This is a genomic window from Paenibacillus sp. MT86 (assembly GCF_058792535.1).
In genome coordinates, this window is the sequence record NZ_CM179499.1 from 3,707,983 (window position 1) to 3,731,792 (window position 23,810).

A 23,810-nucleotide genomic window follows, 5' to 3' on the forward strand; every position below is an offset into this window, starting at 1 on the left:
GGGCTCCAGTAGTTCCCGAACCATGTTGAATATAATTTTTTCACCTTGCTCAATAACTCCTCTACCAGAAAATTCACGATCCTGATCGATCATAAAACCCACAAATTTCATTTTACTATAAAATCCTCGCTGCGGGAGGGAAAGATTCAACAAAAAAAGCCGCGAAATTCGCGGCTTCATTTGCTTGCAAATGGCGAGTTTTACAAGCTCGTACACGTTCACAGCGGCGGGTGTTCCACTCCCATTTGTATCCACCCTTCCTTTGAAGGACCATATACCGCCGGGATCTTCAATCCCGCTTGTCGCATCAGAACGGTAACCTGTCCCCGATGGTGGACAATATGCTTGATCAATCCCATGAAGATGGTAGCATTGGATTCCTGACGACCGAAAGCATTCTGAACCTGCGTTAACGTCTCATCCGTCCATTGTTCTTCAACTGCTTTTGCTGCGTCGGAACTTAGAAGCTTAAACGTCTCCGCGATTTGGTTTGCCGCGGGTACTTCTGCTGAATTTGGTATCTGCTCGATGACAAGGCCAAATTCAGACAAATATTCAGGAATATTCGTTACGAAGTGCCATGCAATCCTTCCGAGCGTCCTCCCTTCAGGATATACTTGCTGCTGTAAGGATTCATCCGTCAAACTGTCTAAAATCCTCTGCGTTAGAGCGGCTTCGTCCTTCCATTCCGTGATGAAATCGGCAACGGTTCTATACATGATAACCCCATCCCTCCTTGAGAAACTCGTTCTCTGCTTGGTAAAATCGGTTACACGTTCCTTCCCCCCGAGAGAGGAAATCGGATGACGTGCTCAGATCAATCATAATCGCTAATAGTGACAAGTATTGTCATCAATAGATGAATTTATTTCGCGATCTTTGGAAGCGAGACATTGGCTTCGACGACCACTTTCCAATTGTGATTGCAAGAAGCCGTTATGAACCCACGTCCTGAAATATACTCCTTTACTAACTCTGCGGTATCGATGAGAATCTCGCGAATCACTTTCTTGCCCCGGAACATGACGTAGTCTCCTCCTCCGCTTGCCCGGTAGCTGTTCATGACCACATCCAGCTCCTTCTCGTCCGGGAGGTCTACTCCGTTGTATTTCAGATTGGTCACCCTGGATCCCGGAGGCTCCGCAATGTTTAGCGTATATTCAATGCCTTCCCACATGTCATAGTTATAATGCTGGGGTTTCGGCTCCAAATATGCCGGATTTACGGCAGGGCTCCCGTTCGGGCCGACCACGAAATAGCAGGCCGTCTGCTCCAGCGCGGCCCGGATGTCTTTGCCGGTCAGGCGCAGCACGACCAAGGTATTCGGAAACATGAAATTCGTAAGGATATCCCGCCTCGTAATGATCTCTCCGAAGCCCTTGGAAGATTCGCTTAGTAAAGCCGCGCAGGAAACGTTAACCCCCGCGAATTCAAGCTGCACGCGATGAATGAACTCGATAAAAGGATGCTCCGCAAGCCGGCAGGCTGCCGGATCGCTCAGGCTCATATTGCCGTGAACGCGTCCAATCGTTTCGTTGAGCCATGCCTGAGTCCGGTCTTCGAGATCCCCGCTGGAAGAAAGCAGGTTCTTATCGGCCGCCGTCCCGTGCTCCGGTCGCAGCAGCTCGGCTCGTTTCTCCACGATGACCCAGCGTTCTTGTTCCCGAACGAGATCAACGCTGATTTTGCCGATAGCCTGGCCGTTGCAGCCGGGCTGAACGACCGCCACCCCATGCAAATGCGTAGCCAGCAGGCGATGCTGGTGCCCGGTGATCAGCACATCGATGCCCTCTACCTCAGCACACATCGCATAGGCCTGATTTTCTCCCGTCAGATTTTCCGTCGGCTCCCCCGTCACCATATCACGCTCGAATCCGCCGTGGTATGCCACAACCATCACATCGGGCCGCTCTTCCCTTCGGATGCGCGGCACCCATTCCTTGACGGTTTCCAATGCATCATGGAATTCAAGACCCTGAATATGAAACGGGTTCTCCCATTTCGGAATATAGTGCGTCGTCACGCCTAGAACCGCAACCTTGATGCCGTTCAGATCCTTGATCAGGTAAGGCCGTCCGAAAGCCGGCTTCTTGCTGCACTGCAGCCGGATGCCTGCTGACAGCCAAGGGAACACGGAACTTCGCACGACGTTGTCCACGGTCCCCATACCATAATTGAATTCGTGGTTTCCCAGCACCGCCGCATCATAACCAAGTCCATTCATAGCCGCAATCATGGGGTGTATTTCGGCATTGTTTTTTAATGAATAGGCAGCCAGCGGAGATCCCTGAATCACATCTCCATTATCAATCAGCAGCAAGCCCGGATGTCTGCGCCGTTCTTCACGGATCAGGGAAGCCAGCTTGCCAAGTCCGATATCCCGTTCGTCCCGGGTTCGGTAATCGGTTGGATACAGATGCCCATGCAGGTCGCTAGTAGCCAGCACGGCGATCGTTCTTGCGATCGTCGATTTCATGCCATCCCTCCTGTTCTTATCTTCTCCTTGCTATTCTATCAACCGAGATGCAGCTTTATATTAAAATTCCAAAACTTTACAAAGAGTTATCAATTCATTGACAGACCATTAACACTCCGTCCTTATAGTGAAGCAGGTAAGACAAAATACGTTATCTAAAAAACGGAGGTCATTGCTTTGAAAAAATGGATGAAATTCACGATGCCCCTGCTCTTATCCGTCGCTGTCCTCAGCGGATGCGGAGGGAATGCCGACACTGGCGGCAAAGCCGCTGCCAACGCGAGCCAGGAGAAACCGCAAGGTACGAATGCGGACAGCAGCCCAGCATCGGAACCGACCGGATACGTCCCGGAAAAACTGACGGTGCAATTCGTCCCTTCCCAGAATGCGGACACGCTTGAGGCCAAAGCTAAACCGCTAGAGAAGCTGTTGTCCGATAAAGTCGGCATCCCGGTAGAGGTCAGCGTATCGACCGACTATAACACCATCGTAGAAGCAATGGCATCCAAGAAAGTGGACGTAGGCTTCCTGCCGCCCACCGCCTATGTTTTAGCCAAGGAGAAGGGCGCTGCCGAAGTTATTCTTCAGGCCCAGCGTTTCGGCGTCAAGGATGAAACCGGCGAACCGACGGAAGAGCTTGTTGATTTTTATAAGGCGATGATGATCGTGAAAAAAGACGCTGCCATCCAATCCGTGGCTGATCTGAAGGGAAAGAAAATCGCCTACCAGAACGTCTCGTCTTCTGCCGGCTATGTATGGCCGGCTGCGGTCTTGATGGATAACGGAATAGATCCGCTGAAGGATGTCCAGCCGGTTACGGTCAAAGGTCATGACCAGGCAGTCCTTGCCGTGCTGAACGGCGATGTCGACGCGGCAGCCATCTTCCAGGATGCCCGCAATGTCGTCAAGGGGGATTACCCGACCGTGTTTGAAGATACGCGCGTGCTGACCTATACCGAGAAGATTCCGAACGATACGATCAGCGTGCGTTCCGATATGAACCCCGAATGGGTGGAGAAGCTGCAAAACGCGTTTATCGAGATCGGACAAGACGAGGAAGGCCACAAAATCATATCCGAAATTTACACGCATGAAGGTTATGTCAAATCGGAAGACACTCAATTTGAGATTGTCCGGGAATATGGCGAAAAGGTAAAGACCGAGTAAAAAGATAAGGGACTGAAGGCCATGATTGAACTTCGCAATGTTTCAAAAACATACGCTAATGGAACCAAAGGATTACATCATATCAATCTGACGATCGGCCGCGGCGAGTTCGTGGCGATCGTCGGGTTGTCCGGTGCCGGTAAGTCGACCCTGCTGCGGTCGATGAATCGGCTTCATGACATTACCGAGGGAGAAATCGTGATTGGCGGCCAATCGATTACATCGGCCAAGGGCAAGGAGCTGCGCCGCATCCGCCGGGATATCGGGATGATTTTTCAGAGCTTCAACCTGGTGAAGCGCTCCTCCGTGCTTCGCAATGTGCTGGCCGGACGTGTCGGCTACCATTCCACCCTGCGCACCCTATTGGGCCGTTTTCCCAAGCCCGATATGGACTTGGCCTTTCAGGCGCTGGATCGGGTAGGCATTGTCCAAAAGGCGTATGCCCGCGCAGACGAGCTGTCCGGCGGACAGCAGCAGCGGGTCGCAATCGCCCGAGTGCTGGCGCAGGAGGCAAAGATCATTCTGGCGGACGAGCCGGTGGCTTCCCTGGATCCTTTGACCACAAAGCAGGTCATGGATGACCTGAAACGGATTAACGCGGAATCCGATATTACGACCATCGTGAATCTTCATTCGATCGATCTGGCCAGGCAGTATGCTACGCGGATTATCGGAATGCGCGCCGGAGAAATTGTTTTTGACGGCCCCGTGTCGGACGCGACGGACGAGCGATTTACGGAAATATACGGACGGCCATTCGGCAAGGATGGAATATGGGAGGAAACGGCGGTATGAAGATGGAACTCGACACGGCGCCATTCGAGCAACCGGGGCAGTCTCCCCTGCTCCGTCCGAAACCGCCTGGCAAACTAAAGCATTATTTAACGGCGGCATTCCTGCTGCTGCTGGTATGGGTCAGTGCGCTTCAGACGGATGCTACCTTCAAGGAGCTTGTGGAAGGTCTCCCGAACATGCTCGATCTGCTGCAGGAAATGTTCCCGCCGAGATGGAGCTATCTCGACAACATCTGGCAGGCGATGCTGGAGACGATACGCATGGCGCTGATCGGGACCACGCTTGGCGCCTTTTTGGCGGTTCCGGTGGCGCTGCTATGTGCAGGCAATCTGATCAAGAGCCGCTGGATCACTTATCCGGTCCGCTTTTTGCTGAACTTGGTCCGTACGATTCCGGACCTGCTGCTCGCCGCTTTTTTTGTCGCGATACTGGGACTCGGTCCACTGCCGGGAATCTTTGCCCTATCCGTCTTTTCGCTGGGTTTGATCGCGAAGCTCACCTATGAAGCGCTGGAAGCGATAGATCCCGGTCCGCTGGAGGCCATGACCGCAGTCGGTGCAAATCTGGCGCAGTTGATCGTGTATGGCGTCGTCCCGCAAATTCGGGCGCATTTCGCTTCCTTCACCTTGTACACATTCGAAATCAACGTCCGTGCCGCTGCCGTACTCGGTTTGGTGGGGGCCGGCGGCATCGGTCATTATTATGAAGTAACGCTCGGCTTCTTCGAATATGACAAAACATGCATGATCATCATCTTCACCCTGATCGTGGTCCTGATAATCGATTACCTTAGTACGAAATTGCGGGAGAAATGGATATGAGCAAATCATGGAACGACGTCGTTCCCCAACCGAAAAAAAGCCGCCTTCGCTGGCTCATCTACGCCCTGCTTGCCGTTGTTTATATCTGGGCTTTCGCGGGCATTCCGTTCTCCGGGGTCAAGGAGACCGCCGGTCAGGTGACGAGGGCCATATTCTCCGGTTTGTTTTCGCCGGATTGGGATTTTGTCTACCTGCCTGGCGGAGAAGATCTGCTTCGGGGCTTGCTCGATACGCTGGCCATTTCCATATTGGGGACGGTCATCTCGGCATTGATCTGCATCCCGTTCGCTTTCTGGGCCGCAGCTAACATGAGCCGGACGGTATTCGCTTCCGGCTCCGGCAAAACGCTGCTCAGCTTGATCCGCGTTTTTCCCGAAATCGTGATGGCTCTGCTGTTTATCAAGGCGGTCGGGCCCGGATCTTTTGCCGGCGTACTCGCATTAGGCCTGCATTCCGTCGGCATGCTAGGCAAGCTGTTCGCCGAAGAGGTGGAGCAGATTGATACGGGTCCGACCGAGGCACTGATCGCCGCGGGGGCGACGCGGCTCCAAATGGTGCGATTCGCCGTACTGCCGCAGGTGCTTCCGGGTTTTCTCTCGTATATCCTTTACCGTTTCGAGATTAACCTTCGCTCCGCCACCATCCTCGGGGTCATCGGCGCAGGCGGCATCGGCACACCGCTCATTTTTGCGCTGAGCTCACGGAACTGGGACCGCGTCGGCATCATTTTGCTCGGCATCATCGTGATGATCACCTTGGTCGATTTCATTTCGGGATCGCTCCGGAAAAAGCTGGTTTAACCAAACCGTGAATAACTTTGGAAGCATCCTCCATACTAGGGAAGAACAACATATTTGAACCTAGGAGGAACCCTAATGCTCGACAACTTGGAAAGCGACTACGACTGCTCCAAAGCCGGCGACGATCTCCATCAACTTAAGCAAGAGCTTGCTGCGTTGCGGGGACAAGGCACTGGAGACTCGGAAACGCAGGAACGATTGAACCGATTGGAGAATCAAATTTCCTTCATCATGAACAAGTGCGACATTCACCATTAACGTGCAACCTCCCTCTTATATTCGAGATCTGTTATGATCTTGCCTATAACAATGTCACACCATTGATTTTGCTTGGCATGGATCTTCAAATCCCCTCCATGATTAAAAAAACCTCGTATCCGTGAAGGATACGAGGTTTTTAAGTTATTCCTTGTTGACCAGCAGATAGAGTATCCTCTACTTTTCCACGTATTCCATAGTAAATTCATATCCAGCGCTTCTATAATAGAGACTGCCGAGTCATCATTTTATCAACCAATGTTAATTCCTCCAGCTTACATCGCCTTTGAAACTCAAAGTAACGCAGCGATCGTTTAAGAAAAAATAATCAAAAACCCGAACCTTTTTTCGATAGAGAGACAATATAGGGTGTAAGCTGCTTACCCAGGAGGGCCCTCTGAATGCAAAGTGAATATATGTTCCAATTACTCAAACAAATGAAAGACGGTGATCAACAGGCATTTCATGCGATGTATGATGCCACCTATCAGGACGTCTACCGGACCGTTTCCTTTCTGGTGGATCATCCGCAGGACCGGGAAGATGTCATGAATGAGATTTATATGCAAATGTGGACGTCGCTGGCCAATTACGATACGAACCGACCTTTCCATTTCTGGCTGCATGGCCTCGTCATCCGTCAAGTGCAAAGATTTCGAGTCAAGCGCTGGCGGAGATTCCGAATTTTCGAGCGCATTCGTGCCTTCGCCCGGGAAGAGTCGCATTGGGATCAACCTTCGGTGTTAATGGACGGGACGAACCAAATGATATCGCAGGCCATCCACAAACTGACGGATAAACAGCGAACGGTCATTATCCTCCGCTTTTTTCACGACTATACGCTGGAGGAGATTGCGACCCTACTCGATATTCCGCTGGGTACCGTCAAGTCCAGATGTCATGCGGGCATCCAGGCACTTCGAAAAAACATATGGAATCTCCCCCCGGAAAGGATGGAAAAGATCAATGACTATTGAACGCAAAATCCGAGAGCATCTGCGCAAAGAAGCAGAAACGTTGGATTGCCCTCAAGCCATTACCAACCGAATCGAGCAATCCTATACACAATATTTGCAAAGACAAAGGAGCGGAAAAACCATGAAAAAACGTTTTATAGCTGGAATAGTAGCAACGGCGATTTTGATTCCAACCGCAGCATTTGCTGCACCTACCCTGATTGAAATGCTGACCAGAACGCCGATGACCGCTGAACAAGTCAAGACGGATGAGATTGGCAAAGCTACCCTTGAGAAGCTGTACCGCGCATTTCCCGAAACCAAAAAGTTTGAGATCATCGATGCAAGCACCGTTCAAGGTGTCCAAACCAGCATCATCCTTCAGGAAAAAGGAGGAACCGGCAAAAAGATAGCCCTTCATACCAACAGTGTGACGGGTGAGATCGAACACGTGATTCAAGAGAATTGGGAGCCTAAGGAGAAGCCGCTGACGGCTTTAACCGAACAGGAAATCAAGTCGAAGGCCGATCATCTGATCCATGCATTATACGGCAGCATCGAAGCGTACGAGTTTGCTATGGAGCCAATGGAGAACCCGGATCAGAAAACGTTGATGCTGAATTACACCCAAAAGGGATCAACAGCCCCCTTCTACCAGGTACTGGTTCAGGACCATTCCATCAGTCTTTCGCTGATTGGAGGTGAAACGTCGTCCTCAGACGATAAAGTAGAAGGTTTCTTCACTACGGATGGCAAGCCTGATTATTTTGCAGATGCCTTTTTGAATGACGACAAACTTTTTTCCTTACTCAACATGGGCCCGATTGAACTAAAGCAAGAATTAGCTAAAGGTAAATCCGTAGTGGAGATTGCAGCATCCAAAAATGTCTCGAAGCAGCAGGTTGTGGATGTCATTGCACAATCACAGGTTGACTTGCAAATCCAAAGTGAAGCGAATGGCGAACTTCCTGCCAACAACCTTTCAAATGATCAAATGTTAAAAGCTATTGAACCGAAAGTATTGCAAGTTATCGAATACAAAACGGTAACGCCTTCAAAGAAATAACTCATTGATCCAACAAAAAGCCGGATTCCTTCATGAAGGAAAGCCCGGCTTTTTCATTGAATCCATTCTATGCACATTTTCGTTAAAGGGCTTGCCCCTCCTTTACTTCTTCGATAAATTCGCTAAAGGTTTCTGCAATGTCTTTGTACTCGGTATGATGCAAATAATGCTCTCCTTCAAGGGGTATTACTTTTCCGTAGTCAGAATCCTTTACCTGCTCTTCATGCAATGGAATCCAGGTTGGAAAGTCTGGATTATCCGCTTGTACAAAGAGAAGAAGCGGAAGATCTTTAGGGAAGGTTAAATCCTGAGCCCCTTTAAAATTAGAAGGAATATGCTCCATCTCGTTAAAAATCGTGGCGGTTAACGCGTTTTTATTTGTAATCAATCTCATTTGTTCTTTGGTATGATCATCAAATGCTAGAGCAGCATAGGGATCGGGACCGAGCTTCATCATCAATCGCATAAGACCTGATTTTTTAAGAAACGCGAACTTTTTCATTGGGAATTTAACGTCCATGCCTGGTTGTGTCGGAACACTGCTATCAATGCCGACAAATGCGTTTACCTCGTTTGGATATTTGCTCACATAATCAATTCCGTAAATGCCTGCAATGGAATGGCCCATGAGCGTATAACGGTTAATATTAAGCTGCTGTAGAGCTTCATGGACTTCACTTACGATGTTCTCCGTGGTTCGTTCTTTATCGGTTCCATCACTTAAGCCATAACCAAAAGGTTCAACGGCAACAACTCTATAAAATGGAGATAATTCATCGGTTGGTTAGGCTTCCTCCATGTGCCGCTAATGAAATCTTAACCAATGAAGATGTACTCCCCGTAACGACAATATGAACGGAGTATGAACTGGCAAAAAAAACTACGGTCTCACATGCAAGGAAGTTTGCGCATGAGCCGTAGCTATGAGAATAATGGAGTTTTAGGCTATGAATCTAATGAGTCCGCCAGCAATATAATGGCATGGATGACGGCTAATAAATAATCTGCTATGGATTATGGAGCGTTGCTGCATCACGTATTAAATATTCCGCAATCTCGGTGGAGATATGTTTCCCTTTTTGTGCATGGACTTCTGAAATGAAACTGCTTAGGTTTTGTTTTTGCAATTTTTTCAGCAGACTGTTAGCAATCCCTTTGTTGTTGATTGTTCCCTCGTCTGCAAAACGTTGAACCAGTTCCTCAAGAGAGGCATAACTTGTTTTCACTTGAAAGTCTACGGATTGTGTAGATGTATTCCCTGCTATGGCCACAGCCTTTATCGTAAATGTATGTGTACCCAGCTCAAATTTGTATAAAGGAATACCCATTAGATCCGTTATGACCTTCCCATCCAACATGACTTCGGTTTTTGCTTGGTCGATACCTGACAGCGTGTCTGCCATTTCAAATTCGGGTTGAAACACACCCGTGTTGAATTCGGAAGATGCGACTTGGTTTATCATAATCTCCGGAGCCGTCCAATCCACCGTAATATGGCTGGAGGCTTGAAAATCACCGTCGTCCGTCGTAGCCGTGATGACAGCCCTTCCTTCACCTTCTGCTGTCACGATGCCATGATCGTCTACCGTTGCCACCTGGTCTTGATTCGTGCTCCATGTCACATTTTTATTGGTTGCATGATCAGGCAAAACCGTTGCTCGGAGCCCTACGCTTCGGCCGGAAGAGGAATTAAACACGAGCTCCGGTTTGTCAAGCGTAATTCCGGTAACGGGGACGTTATCAGAGGTATGCTCAACGACGAGTTCATTTAATGCAATGTTTCCCCATATCCGATTCCCGTCATTCACCTTTAATCGAAGTTTATTGGCGTTTACCGTTGGAAAAGAAACGCTCTGGCGCTCTTTGGTGCTGTCATTAAACTCCCATTCGATCGATGCGTCAGATAAAGCCGTTACCCAGCGGCTACCGTCGAAATACTCCACGTCAAAATTAGTGATGCCTTGCCCGATTCCAAAAAACGTAACTAACGTAACCTTGTTGACCGGTACGCTATGATTGCCGTAGTCAAGGGTAATATAACCCGGGAAGGCAATATCACCGGTGCTTCCCCATGCAGAGTTCAAATTGTTGTCGATGATGCTGGTAATGGTGCCTGCCCCCGTAGCAAAGGTTGTGGTGACCATATCTTTGGACAGTTCGGGATTGTTATACAATTCAAGCTCGTTCAGTGCGATTCGCCCCGATTGGTTATCACCGTCATGGACCTTCAATCTGATTTTAGAGAATCGAGTAAGTGGAAATTCCACGGATTTGATCTCGTTTGCCCCCGTGTTCAGATCCCAAGTCAGATTAATATTTGTGCGCAGGGGAATCCATCCCGAACCATTGCTGTATTCAAGATCAAAGTTCGTGATTCCCCATTCTTGCCCGTATCTGGTATTTAACTTCAATTGGTTGGCGATCAGCGTTTGCTCGCCGAAATCGAGCGTGATATCGTTCGGAAATGAAGGCGTAATGCCGGTTTCCCATGCCGTGTCGTATTCATTATCGATGATATGTTCGATCGGACCTGAAGAGGACGATTCAAATGTCGTACTAGCAGCTGCCTGCGAAGCCAGATTGTCAACAGGTGTGCTGGCTGGCCGTTTCGGAACGATGACGATCGGATCAGGCATGTTCCCGGCTGGTGGCACACTGCCCTCGTATTCGTGGGCACCGATGTCGGGAGCGCCATTATATATCGGGTTGCCGAAATAATCCCGCCCTCCGTTATCGCTTACACGAATGCCTGCTCCAATGAGTGGCGAATTCGCTTGCAATTGGTACCCATGTACTGTATCCATGCCATTCCCGCCGCTACCGGGATCAACGAATCTCGGATCGTCCGTTATCTTATGGGCATCGGCCTGCACGAGTGTGTTCCCTCCGTAATATGCGTTGTAGTCAAACGTCTGGCCCGTCAAATCCCATCCCTTATCGCCGACGCTGTAGTACACATTATTATAGTTATAAATGTTGCGCGGAGCACCCGAAGCCTTGGTGAAGTAATCGCTCATGACCGGGTTGCCGGATGATTTTCCTACGTATATCGTATTATTGTAGTTATAGACGTTATCAATGGAACCGCTGTATCGGAATATGCTTTTTCTGTCGTTTTGGCTAATGTTGTATCTAACGATGGTATTGATTGTGTAATACGTGTCGTTTACGAACAGCATAAAGCCGCCAGCGTTATCATGACTGTAATTGTACTGAACCAACGAATTGATGTTTCCTGCATCCACGTCGAAGCCATGCCCGTCTTCCGCGCCGTTCACACTGGCAAACGATTCGTTGAATTGAACGAGATTATTGTCCGCATACGCCCACCAAATGGAAGCGTTGGTTGCCAAATACGTAGCTTGTTGAACGGTGTTGCGCTCGACTACCGCTCCATCGGTGACATTCCACGCGATGCCGCCTGTTGCTGCTCTGATGACCGTATTATTGGATATTTTCACTTGGGTAGACGGCGTCCAGGGCCGTATGGTTTAGGCACCCAAGGCCATAAATCGCCCATTCCGTAGCGCAAGATACAATTGGAGCCAATGTATATACCATAGGCATCCACGTCCGTCAGTATATTACCGTCAATGAGAACATCGTTAAAAGCGCTGGGTGTCATCGACCCAACCGAATCGAAAATAATCCCCCCGGAGCGTGTGGTATACGATCCATCGACATCATGGATGTTCATGTTTTTGATATAGATGTGATTCAATAAACCAGCTTCCTCATTCAAGATATAAACACCGCGCCTTTGACCCCGCGGATTCTCCCAATCTCGATCAAAAGGCAGCGGCGAGCTGTTTGTTACCTCCAGGTTGTTGATTTCCCAGTACTCCTGGTTTTTCAAAAATACGGCTTCCAGTTCGGACGTAATTCCTGCGATTAATGGTTTGCTTCCGGAACCGTACATATCGATAATGATCGGATTTCCGCTTGAACCTGAACCTTTAGGCCACAGTCTGCCGTTCCAACTCTCCCCGGCTTTGAACAAGATTTTGTCGCCTGGGGCAAAGGTAGTCGCGTTCACTTTATCCAACGATCTCCATGCAGAGGCTTGACTTGTGCCGTTATTCCCATCATCTCCCCCTGTGCTGTCCACATAATATGTGGTTCCCGCAGCTAAAGCGGTCGACGGTGAAACGGTAACCCAATTGCAAACGAAAGCAAAAATCGAAACCATACAGATAAGCTTTTTGAAAAACGATTGGCTCAATCCTCTTCATTCCTTTCATTGTTATATATGTAATGCCAAATCGGCGATTACATCAGGAAATTTCTGTACAACTCCTCATTCAATACAACCTTCGCATCGGTTAACCGTTCACGTACGTACTCCTCATATTGGTTATCGATATAGTCCTTTAACACTTGTTCTCTTATACCGTCAAATGCCAGATACTTGGAACCTAACTGATCTTTCTCCATGCACTGCATGAGATAGAAGCGACCGTTCTCTTCAATAATTTCGCTTACCTCCCCTGGAAGAAGGTCAGCCGAAGCTTGCGCTACCGGACTTCTGACATTGTGCCTGTAACTATCCAACTTATAGACCTGCTCCGTAACCCGGTCATCTTGTTTAATGTCCTTTACGGCTTGCTCAAAAGAAATCCCGGATGAGATTTTCTCCCTGGCCTTCTCAATCTTCCGTTTCACCTGCGTTTTGAGAAGTGTATCGACATTCCGATTGGCATCCAGAAAAGATAACGATAATTGGCGTACCTTCACCGTTGCGGGTGCATGGTACAACCTTCTCTTATTCGCCTCGTAAAACGTGATCAGCTGTTGTTCACTCGGCTTCCAGTCATCTTCCATCAGATGGTTCTTGACCGATAAGGCCGTATTCGCCATCATGTATTCATAATAGGCGTCCTCCGTATATTGAGCAGGACCGAAAATTACCTGATGATTCTTGATGGCTTGTTGCCTTCTTTGGTTTTCAAGATTGAAGTTTTGCATAAAACCGGCGTAACTGATATCGGGGAGCACTCCCTGCTCTTTGGCAAGGATCTGTCGAATTTTCTGATCGATGCTATCTTCGAGCGCCTTCTTTTTGATCAACTCAAGCGGAATCTCGTTACCTCCGTATGGCGTAGTCCAAAATGCGGCCGACGGTGCAGCATCATATTTTTCATGGAAATACTTGATGATACCGGCTCGATTGGCATCGATGGCTCTTTGAAATTCGCTTACATGAATCTCTACTCCGTCAACTGTCGCGATATAAGCGTCTTCATGATGTGTTTGTGTAAATGCAGGCTTTGCGATTAAAAGGATCGTCACCACGATCAAGATGAAGAGTCCGGCTATGGACAGCCATTTCAGACTGCAAAATTTATGTACCATCAAACCCATCAGCACCCTCGTCATTAGATTTTTAATGAAGACGATTCTACCAAGGCATCTCCAAATTATGTATAATTCATTATAATTTCCATAAGTAAGCGCTATCAATTTCTCCTTTTTTACATTCCTTTCACTTTCTTTACTTGTTCCACGCATAAAAAAGCGGCAGAGGATTCTTTCCTCTGCCGCCTTCTCTTTCTAATTTAGGTTTTCTTGTTTGCAGCCATGCGGCTCGCAACCGGATCATGACACCATGTCCGGCTTGTTCGATTGCCGTGAAGTTGGAGCCCGTCATCCTTCAATTATTCGACTCTGCTCTCTTTTTTGAATTTCATGATGGACCAGACAACCAATAGCAGCAGAACGGCCAGACATACGCTGATGCTGACCCGGTTCTGACCGTCAATAAGAAACAGGACCGCAATCACTGACAAGCAGAGGGCAGTTACCCCGGTTATGTAGGGGAACCCCCATACCTTAAAGCTGGGCTGCTTCGGATAAGCTTTGCGCAGTTTCAGCTGCGAGAAACAAATGCAGATCCATACCAGCACAACGACAAAGCCAGGGACCGCCATCAAAACCCGAAACAGCTGGTCCTGCGCGATCAGTCCAAGCAAGGAACCCGCTAATAGTATGATCGCGCAGAGTTTCAACGTATTAAGCGGTATGCCTTTGTTCGTGGTTTTGGCCAGGCTCTTTGGCGCCTCTCCGGCGGCTGCCATGGAATAAATCATGCGCGTCGCGCCATAGATGCCGGAATTGGCTGCCGACAGCACGGCCGTCACGAGAATAAAATTCATGATGTGGGCCGTTCCCTGAAGCCCGGTAGCCGACAGCACTTGAACAAAAGGACTCGCCTCTCCGCCGAGCTGGTTCCACGGAATCAATCCGCATATAATCAGAATCGGCAGCGTGAAGAACAAAATCACCCGTAAAATAAAATTGCGCACGACTTTCGGCAGGATTTTGTCCGCATCCTCGGTTTCTGTCAATGTGAGGCCGATCAGCTCGGAGCCGCCGTACGAAAAGGTAACGACCAGCAAGGCGGAAAAGATGGCAAACCATCCGTTTGGCAGGAACCCGCCGTGCGCTGTGAAATTGTGAAGGAACGGAGCATCGGAGCTCGGAATCACTCCAAACATCAGTAAGCTCCCGAGTACGATAAAGATCATAATCATGGCGATTTTGATGCCCGCAAGCCAGAATTCCACTTCGCCAAAGCTCCCCACGCTCATCATATTGATGAGAATAATGAGCGCTGCGCTTGCCAGGCTCAGCATCCACAGCGGTACGTCGGGAAACCAGTACTGCAGAAAGCTGCCTGCCGCAATCACTTCGATCACGCAAACCGACAGCCACATAAAACAATACATCCAGCCCATGACAAAGGATACCCGCTCTCCGAACGCTTGCCGAACAAAGTCCTTCATGTTTCGCCCCGGATATACCGTAGCCATCTCCGTCATGGCACCCATGACGACCAACAGCAGCAGTCCCGCAAAGATATAAGAGAAAATCACGCCAGGCCCGGCGAGACCGATCGTCTCGGCGCTTCCCTTAAATATGCCGGTGCCGATGACGCCGCCCATAGCCATAAAGCTGATATGCCTTGGCCTCAATTTCTTCTGTAGTGAATCTCCATCTTGTATTGCCATATGCATATCCTCCTGATGACGATCGTATAAACCCAATGATTAGTATAACCTTTTCGGTAAAGGAAGCAAAAAGAAATTATTAGTTTACATAATATATATTACGGAATCTATTCATTCTCTGAATCCAATTCATGGATTTTGGAGACCAGGTCTTCCGAATTGGTACGGAACGTTTGGTTCGAATCGGTCCAGGCCGATTTCAGAAAATAGGACGCATGAAACCGCCATCCTTGATGATCCGGATTAAAATCCAATTGCATCTCACGCCCCGGCTTTCCCCGGTACACTCTCGAACCGGGTTTGCGCCAGCTGCCGATTTGGGTGATCCTGTCCGGATTCTGGCCCGTGATATATGTAAACCGATTATTGAAGGGGATGTCCTTCAAATAGAATTTGGGACACCCCACGGCAAACACCTGAACTTTCTGCAATCCAAACTTCTCTTTCATATATAATCCTGTCCGGTAGGCAACTACGCCTCCAGCACTGTGCCCGATCAGGATCAGGCGGTCGCAGCCTGCGACATGGTCGCTGAGGATCTCCGCAGCGTTGATTACTCTAAGGGAGCGCTCACGCGCCAGATCATAGCCGACTTGAGTAAGCTGCCGGGCCAATAGACGAAATAAAGAAGCCCCCTCCCTGCCGTTGGCCATCCCGTAAGGAAAGATCATCACAATTTTGGCATTTGGGTATCTTCGGGCTATCTCGCTGGCTGCGTCTTCAAAGTTATTCCGATAGGTCAGAACACCGGCAAAAAAACAAACGACCGTACTGCAATCCAGGGAACAGGTACTATGGGGGGATACAAATGCTTCTGTCATGTTTCTAAAAGCCCCTCCTAGATCGTTTCAAAATTCCTTGTACAATATAATAAACCCTCATGATTACCATGCATCCGTATCTGCATTGTATCATGAGGGTCCTGCTTTCTTTCAATCGGTTCGTCTTATTTTTTGGCAGCCAACCATTGGGACAGTACATTAATTTCGTGTTCCGTCAGCTTGCCTTGGAACGCCGGCATTCCATTGCGCCCATTCTTGATTATGCCCGCAATTTGGCTGGCATCGTATTTGGATCCTACGTTTTGCAGGCTGGGAAAGCTTCCGCCTCCGCCTAAGTCGGTAGCATGGCAAGCCATGCAGTTGGCATTGTACAGCTTCATGGCTTCATCGTTGGTTGCATTCCCGCCGGTTGCTCCTTCCGGAGCTTGTCCGCCGTTTTCTGCAGGAGCCGGAGCAGGCTCGGATGTATTATTGCCGCCGCATGCTACCGCTGCAAAAGCAAAAGTTGTCAATAGCAGTACAAACAGTAACCCTTTTTTGAACATTTCTGAAACTGCCTCCTTTTGTATAATGCAAGCTATACTAACAGCCCGCCTTTTTTGCTGTATTCCAGAATTCCCTCCGCTGTGCGATAAGCAAGAGCCCCGACAGTCCCGGTCGGATTATAGCCGCTATTATGCGGGAACGCGGATGCGCCTACCACAAACAAATTTTCCATATCCCACATTTGCATGTAGTTGTTGACGGCCGAATTGCCAGGGTTCTCTCCCATAATCACCCCGCCGGTGTTATGAGTCGATTGGTATGTCGTAATTTCGTAAGGTCCCAGTTCCTTCAATTTCATAATGTTCTGGCCTCCCATCTCCTGCACGATCTCCGCGCAGCGATCGGAAAGATACCTGGCCAACTGGCGGTCCTGCTCTTCGAAATCAAACGTGATTCGTATCAACGGGTCTCCGAATGCGTCCTTATAGGTTGGATCCAAATCCAGATAGTGATGCCGGAAAGGCATTGATGAGCCCTGAGAGCCTACGGACAGCACGCTGTTTGCATACTTCAAGGAATTCGCCTTAAACTCTTTTCCCCAACGCGGTGATTCCTCCGGAACCGGATTGTTTTGAATGGGTCTTTGTCCGGTTATGGTGTGGGCAATATTCCCCCCATGAATGAACTTCAAGTCCGAGTGATCAAAATTGTCGCCGTTAAAATCATCCAGACCCATACCTAGGCTTCCCGCACCGGCAAACAAATTGAATTTATCCTCAAAAAATCCGGCGGCATTCCCCTTGATCACCTGATAGGCATAGTTTTTGCCAATCACGCCCGACCCGCTGGACGAGTCGTATGGTTTGCCGATTTTAGAGAGGAGCATCAAACGGGTATTGTTAAATACGTATCCCGTGGATACTACGATATCCGCCGGTTGTTCGATTTCCTCTCCGGTCGTGAGGTCCGTATACATGACGCCCGTTGCCTTACCGCCTTTATGCAGAATTCTTCGAACATAAGAATGGGTTCGGATTTCGAACTTTCCGGTTTTTTTCGCAACAGGAATCACTGTAACGACAGGATCCGCTTTCGCTCCGTATTCGCAGCCAAACCGCTCGCAGTATCCGCAATACTGGCATGCGGCTCGTGATATGCCATCCGGATTCGTGTAGCTTTCTGACAGATTGGCAGAAGGAACCGTATACGGATTGAGTTTCAGGTTTTTCGCAGCATCCGCAAACATCTTCATGGATGGCGTGTGGAGCATGGGCGGTGTAGGGTACGGATTCGAACGTTTCCCTGCCAAGGGATTTTCCTCGCCGGAAATGCCGGTCGTCTTCTCGAACTTATCAAAATACGGCTCGAGTTGATCGTAGGTGATGCCCCAGTCCTGGATCGTCATTTCCGCCGGTATTTTATCTTTCCCATAACGTTCTTCCGTCATGCTCCGGATTTTAAAATCGTAGGGCAGGAAGCGGAACGTTTGCCCGTTCCAGTGCACGCCGGCTCCTCCCAGTCCCTCCCCTAACAGAAACGATCCGTACTGCCTCATCGGAAGTGCACGTATTTTTTCGGTGCTGCGAAAGGTAATCGTTTCTTTGGAAAGGTCCTGCATTAAATCGTACCGAAGCGCGTAACGGAGCTCATCGTGAGCCATGTAGTAGTCTTCCGTTACCCTTTCTTTACCTCTTTCCAAACCGACGACGGATAAACCCTTCTTGGTCAATTCCGAGGCGATAATCCCGCCAGCCCAGCCGACGCCGATAATGACAACATCCGTTTTCGGTAATTTTTTGGCCATTTGTGTACTCCTTTCGCTATGGATGAGCTGTTATAGGTGGTCCTTTAAACTCTTCGGCGGGATGACGGTGAAATTCTTATCAATAATATTCGTGTAAGCCATTTGGTTACCCGGATATTGGCGCATCGTCCAGCCTTGCATATTTTTATTGCCGCCGTATAGGGGGTCGCTGTAAACCCCTTCCAATGTGCTGCTGCGAAGCAGGTTTAAGAACCCGCTGGCCGAGATCGTTGTCAATTTGACCTCGTCGTTCTGAAAGGCAGTTAACACGGCATCCTGTTCCTCCGGCGCCAGGCTCGGGAAGTCTTTTTGATACTTTTTCTGACTGTAGTTCTGAATCTCGCGGAGACCGATATAGAATATCTCTCGCCGTCTTAATCGGCCTTGATAGCCTTGCGTTTTCTCTCCAACATAGAAAGGGGGCTGCATATAATCTCTTGCATTGAAGCCCCAATCACCGGCCAGCTGGTGGTCGATGAAAAATGCAGCGCCTAACTCTTTGGCTCCAGGACCATTGTCATCCGCAGGAAAAATGCGCTCTACGGCTGCCTCCGTGATCCTGTATTGTTCCTGGTTAAAGAACATTAACGCTTGGTTGTAGTTGTTATCATTCTGGGCAGGCGCCGGTGCTGCAGGCGGAGTTTTCTGCTTCGGCAGAAGATATCCGAGTACACCGCCCAGCACGACACCTCCCACGGCATAACCGGAGTTTCTTAGGAACTTCCGCCGTGACATCGTCTGCGAGCCGTCAGGCTTCGCTGGTTTGGTTTGTTGTTGGTCTTGTTCGCTCAAACTTTCAGCACCCCTACTCTTCATCATTTTGAATAATGGGTATTGTCCCCATCAAAATTTCATTCATACATTATTCTCCATCCGGGCATGATAAAATTACTACCGATATGGAGGCGAATGCTCATGAAACCATTTTGGAGCAGGTGGAAAGGTCCCCTCCTGGGATCCGTACTGCTTCTTTCATTAACAGCCTGCTTGAATCAAACAGACAATCAACAAAACGCGCAGTCCACCCAGCCAGGTAATGCCGACACCGTTCACCTGCACAGTGCCGATGTGATTCCGAGCTATCATGGGCCAAAAACCGAAACAACCAACGTCCAAGGCAAAACCACAAGCGGTATGGGCATGTCCGTCTACAGCATGATCGGTTCATCCAGCCTGCATGAAGGCGGCGTCTCTTCCCATGTACAGTCAAGACTCGCAGGTCAAGGCATTGACGGAGTGAAGGCTTTTGTCCTGAATGACACGATTGTCCTGGCACGCGCAGAATCACAGGTTTCTTCCAACCACTATGACAGCATGCAGAAGAAGGTGTTAAGTCAGACGGAAGGAATGTCGGGCAAAGGTGAGCCGAACGAAGGTGTAATGGGAGTCAAGGCCGCGGGCAACGATAATATGTCGCAAGCCAAAGAGCAAGTGAAGAAGATGTTTAATGAAGAAGTGCAAATTCTAACGGTGACCAATCCGCAAGCCCCTGCGCTGATAGACCGCATTGCCACGAAGCTGCATGATTCGCCGCGCGACGAGTCGATAGCCAGGGATATTTCGGAGCTGCTTCGGATGGCTTCGGATAAAAAATAGCTAAAGGAGTTGATCATATGCCACTAGGAAACATCGGCGTGACAGGATTGATTCTCATCTTGTTGATCGCCTTGATTATCTTCGGCCCTTCGAAGCTGCCTGAACTAGGACGGGCCTTCGGCCGAACGCTCAGCGAATTCAAGAACTCCACGCGGGAACTGGTTTCAGCGGAAGATATTCAAGACGGAGATAAATTGAAATGACCGAGCAGGGACAGGAGCAGGAGCTGCATCTATTAGAGCACTTAACGGAGCTCCGCAAGCGGATCCTCATCACATTGGGCACCTTCTTGGTGGCCCTTTGTGCCGCTTTTCTATATGTGGAGCCGCTGTATGAAATGCTGACTCGCGACGTTGAAGGGCAGCTCCAAGTGCTGGGACCGACGGATGTGATTTGGGTATACTTCATGATCGCCGGCGTGATCGCCCTTGCGGTGACGATGCCGGTAGCCGGTTTTCAAGTATGGCGATTTGTCGTCCCCGGTCTGAGCACCGTGGAACGCCGGGCTTCCTTGGCGTATATCCCCGCAATCGGGGGACTCTTTCTCGGAGGTCTGGCCTTCGGCTACTTTATCGTATACCCTATGGTCCTGTCCTTCCTGGATTCGCTCTCGAATCATTTCATTACGGCTTATACCGCCGAAAAATACTTCCGCTTCATGATCAATATGACCGTACCGTTCGGCGTTCTGTTCGAAATGCCGGTTGTCATCATGTTCTTAACGTCGATCGGCATTCTGGATCCGCTGCGCTTATCGAAAATGCGGAAAATTGCCTATTTGCTGCTGACGGTTGCAGCCGTCACCATAACGCCGCCGGATTTTGTGTCGGATATTCTCGTCATCGTGCCGCTGTTCCTCTTATATGAGATCAGCATCGGACTGTCTCGCATGGTGTACCACAAAAGGCTGAACAAGCTGGAGCTCATAAGCGAGTAACACCTTTGTTATAGCAAAACAACAAAAAAGCTTGGAGATCTCCTATTGGGATCCCAAGCTTTTGGTGTTTGAAGCCAACATTGTTATTTCATGAACGTTAGAAAATGGTCGGAACCATTCCCCCATCCATACGAATAGGAGAGCCTCTAAACGCGGAAGCATAAGGACTGCATAAAAATGTTGCCAATCTGCCAATCTCAATAGGCCTAATGAATCGTTGAATTTCAGATTGTGGCAGGTTTGCGGCCATGAATGCCTTCTCTTTTTCCGAAAAGGTCATATCTTCATTGGCGTATATACCCTCGATAATATGCTGCACGTTCTCGGAGAGAGTCGGTCCCGGCATGATCGTATTGATGGTAACTTCGGTTCCTCTCGTTAATTTGGACAAGCTTTTGGCCAAGGATAACAGCATGGATTTTGTCATGCAGTACTGCGGCATTTGTCCGGAAGGCATCACGGCCTCTTCGCTCGCCATAAAGATAATGCGGCCAAAATCATTCTTCAGCATGCCAGGCAAATAAAATTTGGTTAATCCGTTTGCAGCAAGCACGTTGGTACGGAAGTACGTCTCCCATACTTCATCGTCAACGTCCTCGTACGACATGATTTCGTATATCCCCATATTGTTAACCAGAATATCAACATGAGGGTATTTTTCGAATAGAGCCTCCCGTTGACCGATATCCACCAAATCGGCGGTTGCCTTTTGCGGAGAGGTATTCGGAAATTTCGATTTTATTTCTTGTACGGTTCGTTCAACCTCTTCATCATTTCGTCCGTTAATGAGAACATGGGCTCCCTCTCTGGCAAGTTCCATGGCAATCGCTTTGCCTATCCCTTTCGTAGAGCCTGTAACCAACGCTGTTTTATTGTTCAATTCCATATCCATAATATAAACATTTCTCCTTTGTAATCTGGATCATGATTATATTACCTTGTATGGATAGGCCGGTAACTAGCCTATGGCGCCAAAGTTCTTGCTTCTCGTGCCATTTGCAGCACGCCAATTCGAAGGGGTATCGCCTTCCCACATGCGGAACGCTCGGTAGAATGAGTTCTGGTCTGCATAACCAATCAAAAACGCTACTTCTTTAATATCGATAGAAGGGTCTGCCAAATACTCGATCGCCTGCTCATGTCTGGCTTGTGTCAACAGCTGCTTGTAGCTCGTGTTTTCATCTGTCAGCTTGCGCTGCAGGGTACGGTCGCTCATTCCCATTTCTTTCGCGACATCGTGAATGTCGGGGCGCCCTCCGATGAGGCAGCGTTTCAAGAACCATTTGACCATATCGGAAACGGAACGGCTGTTCCGCCGTTCATCAAGCGATCGGTCCAGGGCGGGAGTCAGGATCTCCAGCAGTTCTTCATTGTAAGAGATAAAGGGACGGTCCAGATCTTGTCGAAGCAGCGAGAGCCGATTGCGTGCTGCGCCAAACCGGATTCGGCAGCCAAAATAAGCTTCAAGAGTCTCTACATCGCCCATAGGCTCGGAAAATTCCACGAGTCGTGCCCTCAACGGTTGACCTGTCCCCCGGCGTCCGAGCTCAAGCAGATATGCCAGCGTGATTCCGACCAGCATCGGCGGACCGGTTTGCAGGCTGTTCCCCCACTCCAGATCAATCGTGCAGAGCTCGCCCTCCTCGGTGATACGCAAACCTTCAGGCGGGCAAAGCTGTTTGTACCGGGACATTCGATATAAAGCCTCGCGATAGTCACGAGCGTGGTAAGTCGCTAAGACGGTTGGCGGGTACTTCGCCGTTTCAAAGACGGTTGCAAGCTCGACGATGCCTTTGGCCAGATCACCTACGAGATCGGAATACGCCTGCCAAATCGCGAAGTATTGGGCGGTGGTGACTTCCGCTCCAGTGATGATCGCAAGCGGCAAGCGCGCTTTACGGGCCACGTCCTCAGCGGCAATCCCCATTTGTCTTAATCCTGTCCAAAATCCCGGAGGGAGTTTAATCCGGTCGGACACGTGAGGCTTCATATCTATAGAACTCCTATTCATCATCGGATAGCCAAGTCACTTTGCTGGACGGTCTTTAGCCACTCCCTGGCCAACAACTGGTGTCCCGCTGACGTAGGATGAACACCGTCCCATAACCAGTATTCCGCCGTAACGTTTTGGGCTGCTTGGTTGAATACTTCCTGCAATGGAACAAAAAGCGTGTGATATTCCTCTGCCAGCTGCCGAACGATTGAACCGTATTCATCGATCTTGCTGCGCCATTGATCCCATCCATTCGCGGTAGCCGCCGTTTGCAAAACAAAAGGCTCGCACAGCACCAGGCCGGTTTCCGGGAGAACTTCCCTTGTTTCGCTCAGCAGCTGGCGATAGATTCGTTCGAAACGGTCTGTTGCTCCTTCGGGCTGACCTTGAATGATACGGCCTGCATCGTTCACACCTGCCAGAATACTGATGAGATCAGGCTTCAAGCTAAAGGCATCTTCGTTCCATCTTGCATACAGATCCGATAAGCGATTGCCGCTGACCCCGCGATTTATAAATAGCGGCTGGCTTTGGGCGAATTCCAATCCGAGCTGCGCTGCTATGAGATAGACGTAGCCATGTCCCAAAATATGATTAGGATCCTGGTTTCTTCCCCAATTGCCGTCGGTTATCGAATCACCCTGAAATAATATGGTTTTTCTCTGATTCTCCATAGTCGCTATCTCCAATCTTAAATAATGAGATTGTTTAGCTATTGTACCTAAATTCCCTCTACCTTGACCAGTGTATCGGAGGCTGGTTCCTAGATTTAACAACTGAGGTTGAATTGTTATACATTAACTCCAATTATAATAGCAAATAAAGAAGTCGCCGATTCTGGCGACTTCTTACGTAATATGATATAA

At 49.1% G+C, this 23,810-nt stretch carries 23 protein-coding genes and 1 pseudogene; 10 read left to right on the forward strand and 14 right to left on the reverse strand.

The genetic code is table 11. The features are described from left to right. Positions 1–218 precede the first annotated feature (218 nt). Complete coding sequence (locus AC3RCL_RS16380; protein WP_213578538.1) at positions 219–719, reverse strand: DinB family protein; 501 nt, start codon at positions 717–719, stop codon at positions 219–221. Positions 720–865: 146 nt separating this feature from the next. After that, positions 866–2,476, reverse strand: coding sequence for a bifunctional metallophosphatase/5'-nucleotidase (locus tag AC3RCL_RS16385; protein ID WP_492530726.1), 1,611 nt, complete (start codon positions 2,474–2,476; stop codon positions 866–868). Positions 2,477–2,653: 177 nt separating this feature from the next. Here AC3RCL_RS16385 and AC3RCL_RS16390 point away from each other — a divergent pair, with 177 nt between their 5' ends. The 7 genes from AC3RCL_RS16390 to AC3RCL_RS16420 all read left to right on the forward strand — a co-directional run bounded on the left by AC3RCL_RS16390 (position 2,654) and on the right by AC3RCL_RS16420 (position 8,339). Beyond that, the gene (locus tag AC3RCL_RS16390) at positions 2,654–3,643 is read left to right on the forward strand and encodes a phosphate/phosphite/phosphonate ABC transporter substrate-binding protein (protein WP_452520647.1); all 990 of its coding nucleotides are present in this window, start codon (positions 2,654–2,656) and stop codon (positions 3,641–3,643) included. Positions 3,644–3,664: 21 nt separating this feature from the next. Further along, a complete protein-coding gene (gene phnC, locus AC3RCL_RS16395) occupies positions 3,665–4,438 on the forward strand; it encodes a phosphonate ABC transporter ATP-binding protein (RefSeq protein WP_492530729.1) in 774 nt (257 codons plus the stop codon). Beyond that, positions 4,435–5,259, forward strand: a complete 825-nt coding sequence (gene phnE, locus AC3RCL_RS16400; RefSeq protein WP_452520645.1) for a phosphonate ABC transporter, permease protein PhnE — start codon at positions 4,435–4,437, stop codon at positions 5,257–5,259. Before phnC ends, phnE (AC3RCL_RS16400) begins: the two co-directional genes overlap by 4 nt. After that, positions 5,256–6,059 carry a phosphonate ABC transporter, permease protein PhnE gene (gene phnE / locus AC3RCL_RS16405; RefSeq protein ID WP_192571986.1) on the forward strand — a complete coding sequence of 268 codons (804 nt, stop codon included), beginning with the start codon at positions 5,256–5,258 and terminating at the stop codon, positions 6,057–6,059. Before phnE (AC3RCL_RS16400) ends, phnE (AC3RCL_RS16405) begins: the two co-directional genes overlap by 4 nt. Before the next feature lie 75 nt (positions 6,060–6,134). Next, complete coding sequence (locus AC3RCL_RS16410) at positions 6,135–6,317, forward strand: hypothetical protein (RefSeq protein ID WP_009590220.1); 183 nt, start codon at positions 6,135–6,137, stop codon at positions 6,315–6,317. 401 nt (positions 6,318–6,718) lie between these two features. Beyond that, positions 6,719–7,294, forward strand: a complete 576-nt coding sequence (locus AC3RCL_RS16415; protein WP_096773628.1) for a sigma-70 family RNA polymerase sigma factor — start codon at positions 6,719–6,721, stop codon at positions 7,292–7,294. Next, the gene (locus AC3RCL_RS16420) at positions 7,284–8,339 is read left to right on the forward strand and encodes a hypothetical protein (RefSeq protein ID WP_492530732.1); all 1,056 of its coding nucleotides are present in this window, start codon (positions 7,284–7,286) and stop codon (positions 8,337–8,339) included. Before AC3RCL_RS16415 ends, AC3RCL_RS16420 begins: the two co-directional genes overlap by 11 nt. Before the next feature lie 82 nt (positions 8,340–8,421). Here the strand turns inward: AC3RCL_RS16420 and AC3RCL_RS16425 are convergent. From AC3RCL_RS16425 to AC3RCL_RS16465, 9 genes and pseudogenes are all read right to left on the reverse strand, one after another. Further along, positions 8,422–9,117 (reverse strand): annotated as a pseudogene (locus tag AC3RCL_RS16425) (alpha/beta fold hydrolase); the annotation flags it as partial. A 229-nt stretch (positions 9,118–9,346) separates the two neighbouring features. Next, a complete protein-coding gene (locus AC3RCL_RS16430; RefSeq protein ID WP_492530735.1) occupies positions 9,347–11,800 on the reverse strand; it encodes a discoidin domain-containing protein in 2,454 nt (817 codons plus the stop codon). Further along, positions 11,797–12,447 (reverse strand): hypothetical protein, encoded by a 651-nt coding sequence (locus tag AC3RCL_RS16435; protein ID WP_492530737.1) that lies wholly within the window; start codon positions 12,445–12,447, stop codon positions 11,797–11,799. Before AC3RCL_RS16435 ends, AC3RCL_RS16430 begins: the two co-directional genes overlap by 4 nt. 161 nt (positions 12,448–12,608) lie before the next feature. Next, positions 12,609–13,691, reverse strand: a complete 1,083-nt coding sequence (locus AC3RCL_RS16440) for a peptidylprolyl isomerase (protein WP_492536387.1) — start codon at positions 13,689–13,691, stop codon at positions 12,609–12,611. Between the two features lie 302 nt (positions 13,692–13,993). Continuing rightward, positions 13,994–15,346, reverse strand: coding sequence for an amino acid permease (locus tag AC3RCL_RS16445; RefSeq protein ID WP_096773624.1), 1,353 nt, complete (start codon positions 15,344–15,346; stop codon positions 13,994–13,996). Between the two features lie 107 nt (positions 15,347–15,453). Further along, on the reverse strand, positions 15,454–16,167 hold the full coding sequence (locus tag AC3RCL_RS16450) for an alpha/beta hydrolase family protein (protein ID WP_492530740.1): 714 nt from the start codon (positions 16,165–16,167) through the stop codon (positions 15,454–15,456). 125 nt (positions 16,168–16,292) lie between these two features. Continuing rightward, positions 16,293–16,673, reverse strand: a complete 381-nt coding sequence (locus AC3RCL_RS16455; protein ID WP_492530742.1) for a c-type cytochrome — start codon at positions 16,671–16,673, stop codon at positions 16,293–16,295. 32 nt (positions 16,674–16,705) lie between these two features. Further along, complete coding sequence (locus tag AC3RCL_RS16460; RefSeq protein WP_192571993.1) at positions 16,706–18,418, reverse strand: GMC family oxidoreductase; 1,713 nt, start codon at positions 18,416–18,418, stop codon at positions 16,706–16,708. Positions 18,419–18,448: 30 nt separating this feature from the next. Further along, the gene (locus AC3RCL_RS16465; protein WP_492530745.1) at positions 18,449–19,210 is read right to left on the reverse strand and encodes a gluconate 2-dehydrogenase subunit 3 family protein; all 762 of its coding nucleotides are present in this window, start codon (positions 19,208–19,210) and stop codon (positions 18,449–18,451) included. Positions 19,211–19,333: 123 nt separating this feature from the next. On the opposite strand from AC3RCL_RS16465, the gene AC3RCL_RS16470 reads away from it, so the two are divergent. Genes AC3RCL_RS16470 through tatC form a run of 3 tightly spaced genes read left to right on the forward strand, consistent with a single transcriptional unit; the run spans position 19,334 to position 20,951 of the window. Further along, complete coding sequence (locus AC3RCL_RS16470; protein ID WP_015735145.1) at positions 19,334–20,014, forward strand: hypothetical protein; 681 nt, start codon at positions 19,334–19,336, stop codon at positions 20,012–20,014. 17 nt (positions 20,015–20,031) lie between these two features. Continuing rightward, positions 20,032–20,217 (forward strand): twin-arginine translocase TatA/TatE family subunit, encoded by a 186-nt coding sequence (gene tatA / locus AC3RCL_RS16475; protein WP_015735144.1) that lies wholly within the window; start codon positions 20,032–20,034, stop codon positions 20,215–20,217. Next, positions 20,214–20,951 carry a twin-arginine translocase subunit TatC gene (gene tatC, locus AC3RCL_RS16480; RefSeq protein ID WP_492530748.1) on the forward strand — a complete coding sequence of 246 codons (738 nt, stop codon included), beginning with the start codon at positions 20,214–20,216 and terminating at the stop codon, positions 20,949–20,951. Before tatA ends, tatC begins: the two co-directional genes overlap by 4 nt. Before the next feature lie 97 nt (positions 20,952–21,048). Here tatC and AC3RCL_RS16485 read toward each other — a convergent pair whose 3' ends face one another. From AC3RCL_RS16485 to AC3RCL_RS16495, 3 genes are all read right to left on the reverse strand, one after another. After that, the gene (locus AC3RCL_RS16485; RefSeq protein ID WP_192571996.1) at positions 21,049–21,843 is read right to left on the reverse strand and encodes an SDR family NAD(P)-dependent oxidoreductase; all 795 of its coding nucleotides are present in this window, start codon (positions 21,841–21,843) and stop codon (positions 21,049–21,051) included. Between the two features lie 66 nt (positions 21,844–21,909). After that, a complete protein-coding gene (locus AC3RCL_RS16490; protein WP_492530750.1) occupies positions 21,910–22,941 on the reverse strand; it encodes an AraC family transcriptional regulator in 1,032 nt (343 codons plus the stop codon). A 20-nt stretch (positions 22,942–22,961) separates the two neighbouring features. After that, positions 22,962–23,618 (reverse strand): SGNH/GDSL hydrolase family protein, encoded by a 657-nt coding sequence (locus tag AC3RCL_RS16495; protein ID WP_492530752.1) that lies wholly within the window; start codon positions 23,616–23,618, stop codon positions 22,962–22,964. Positions 23,619–23,810 lie beyond the last annotated feature (192 nt).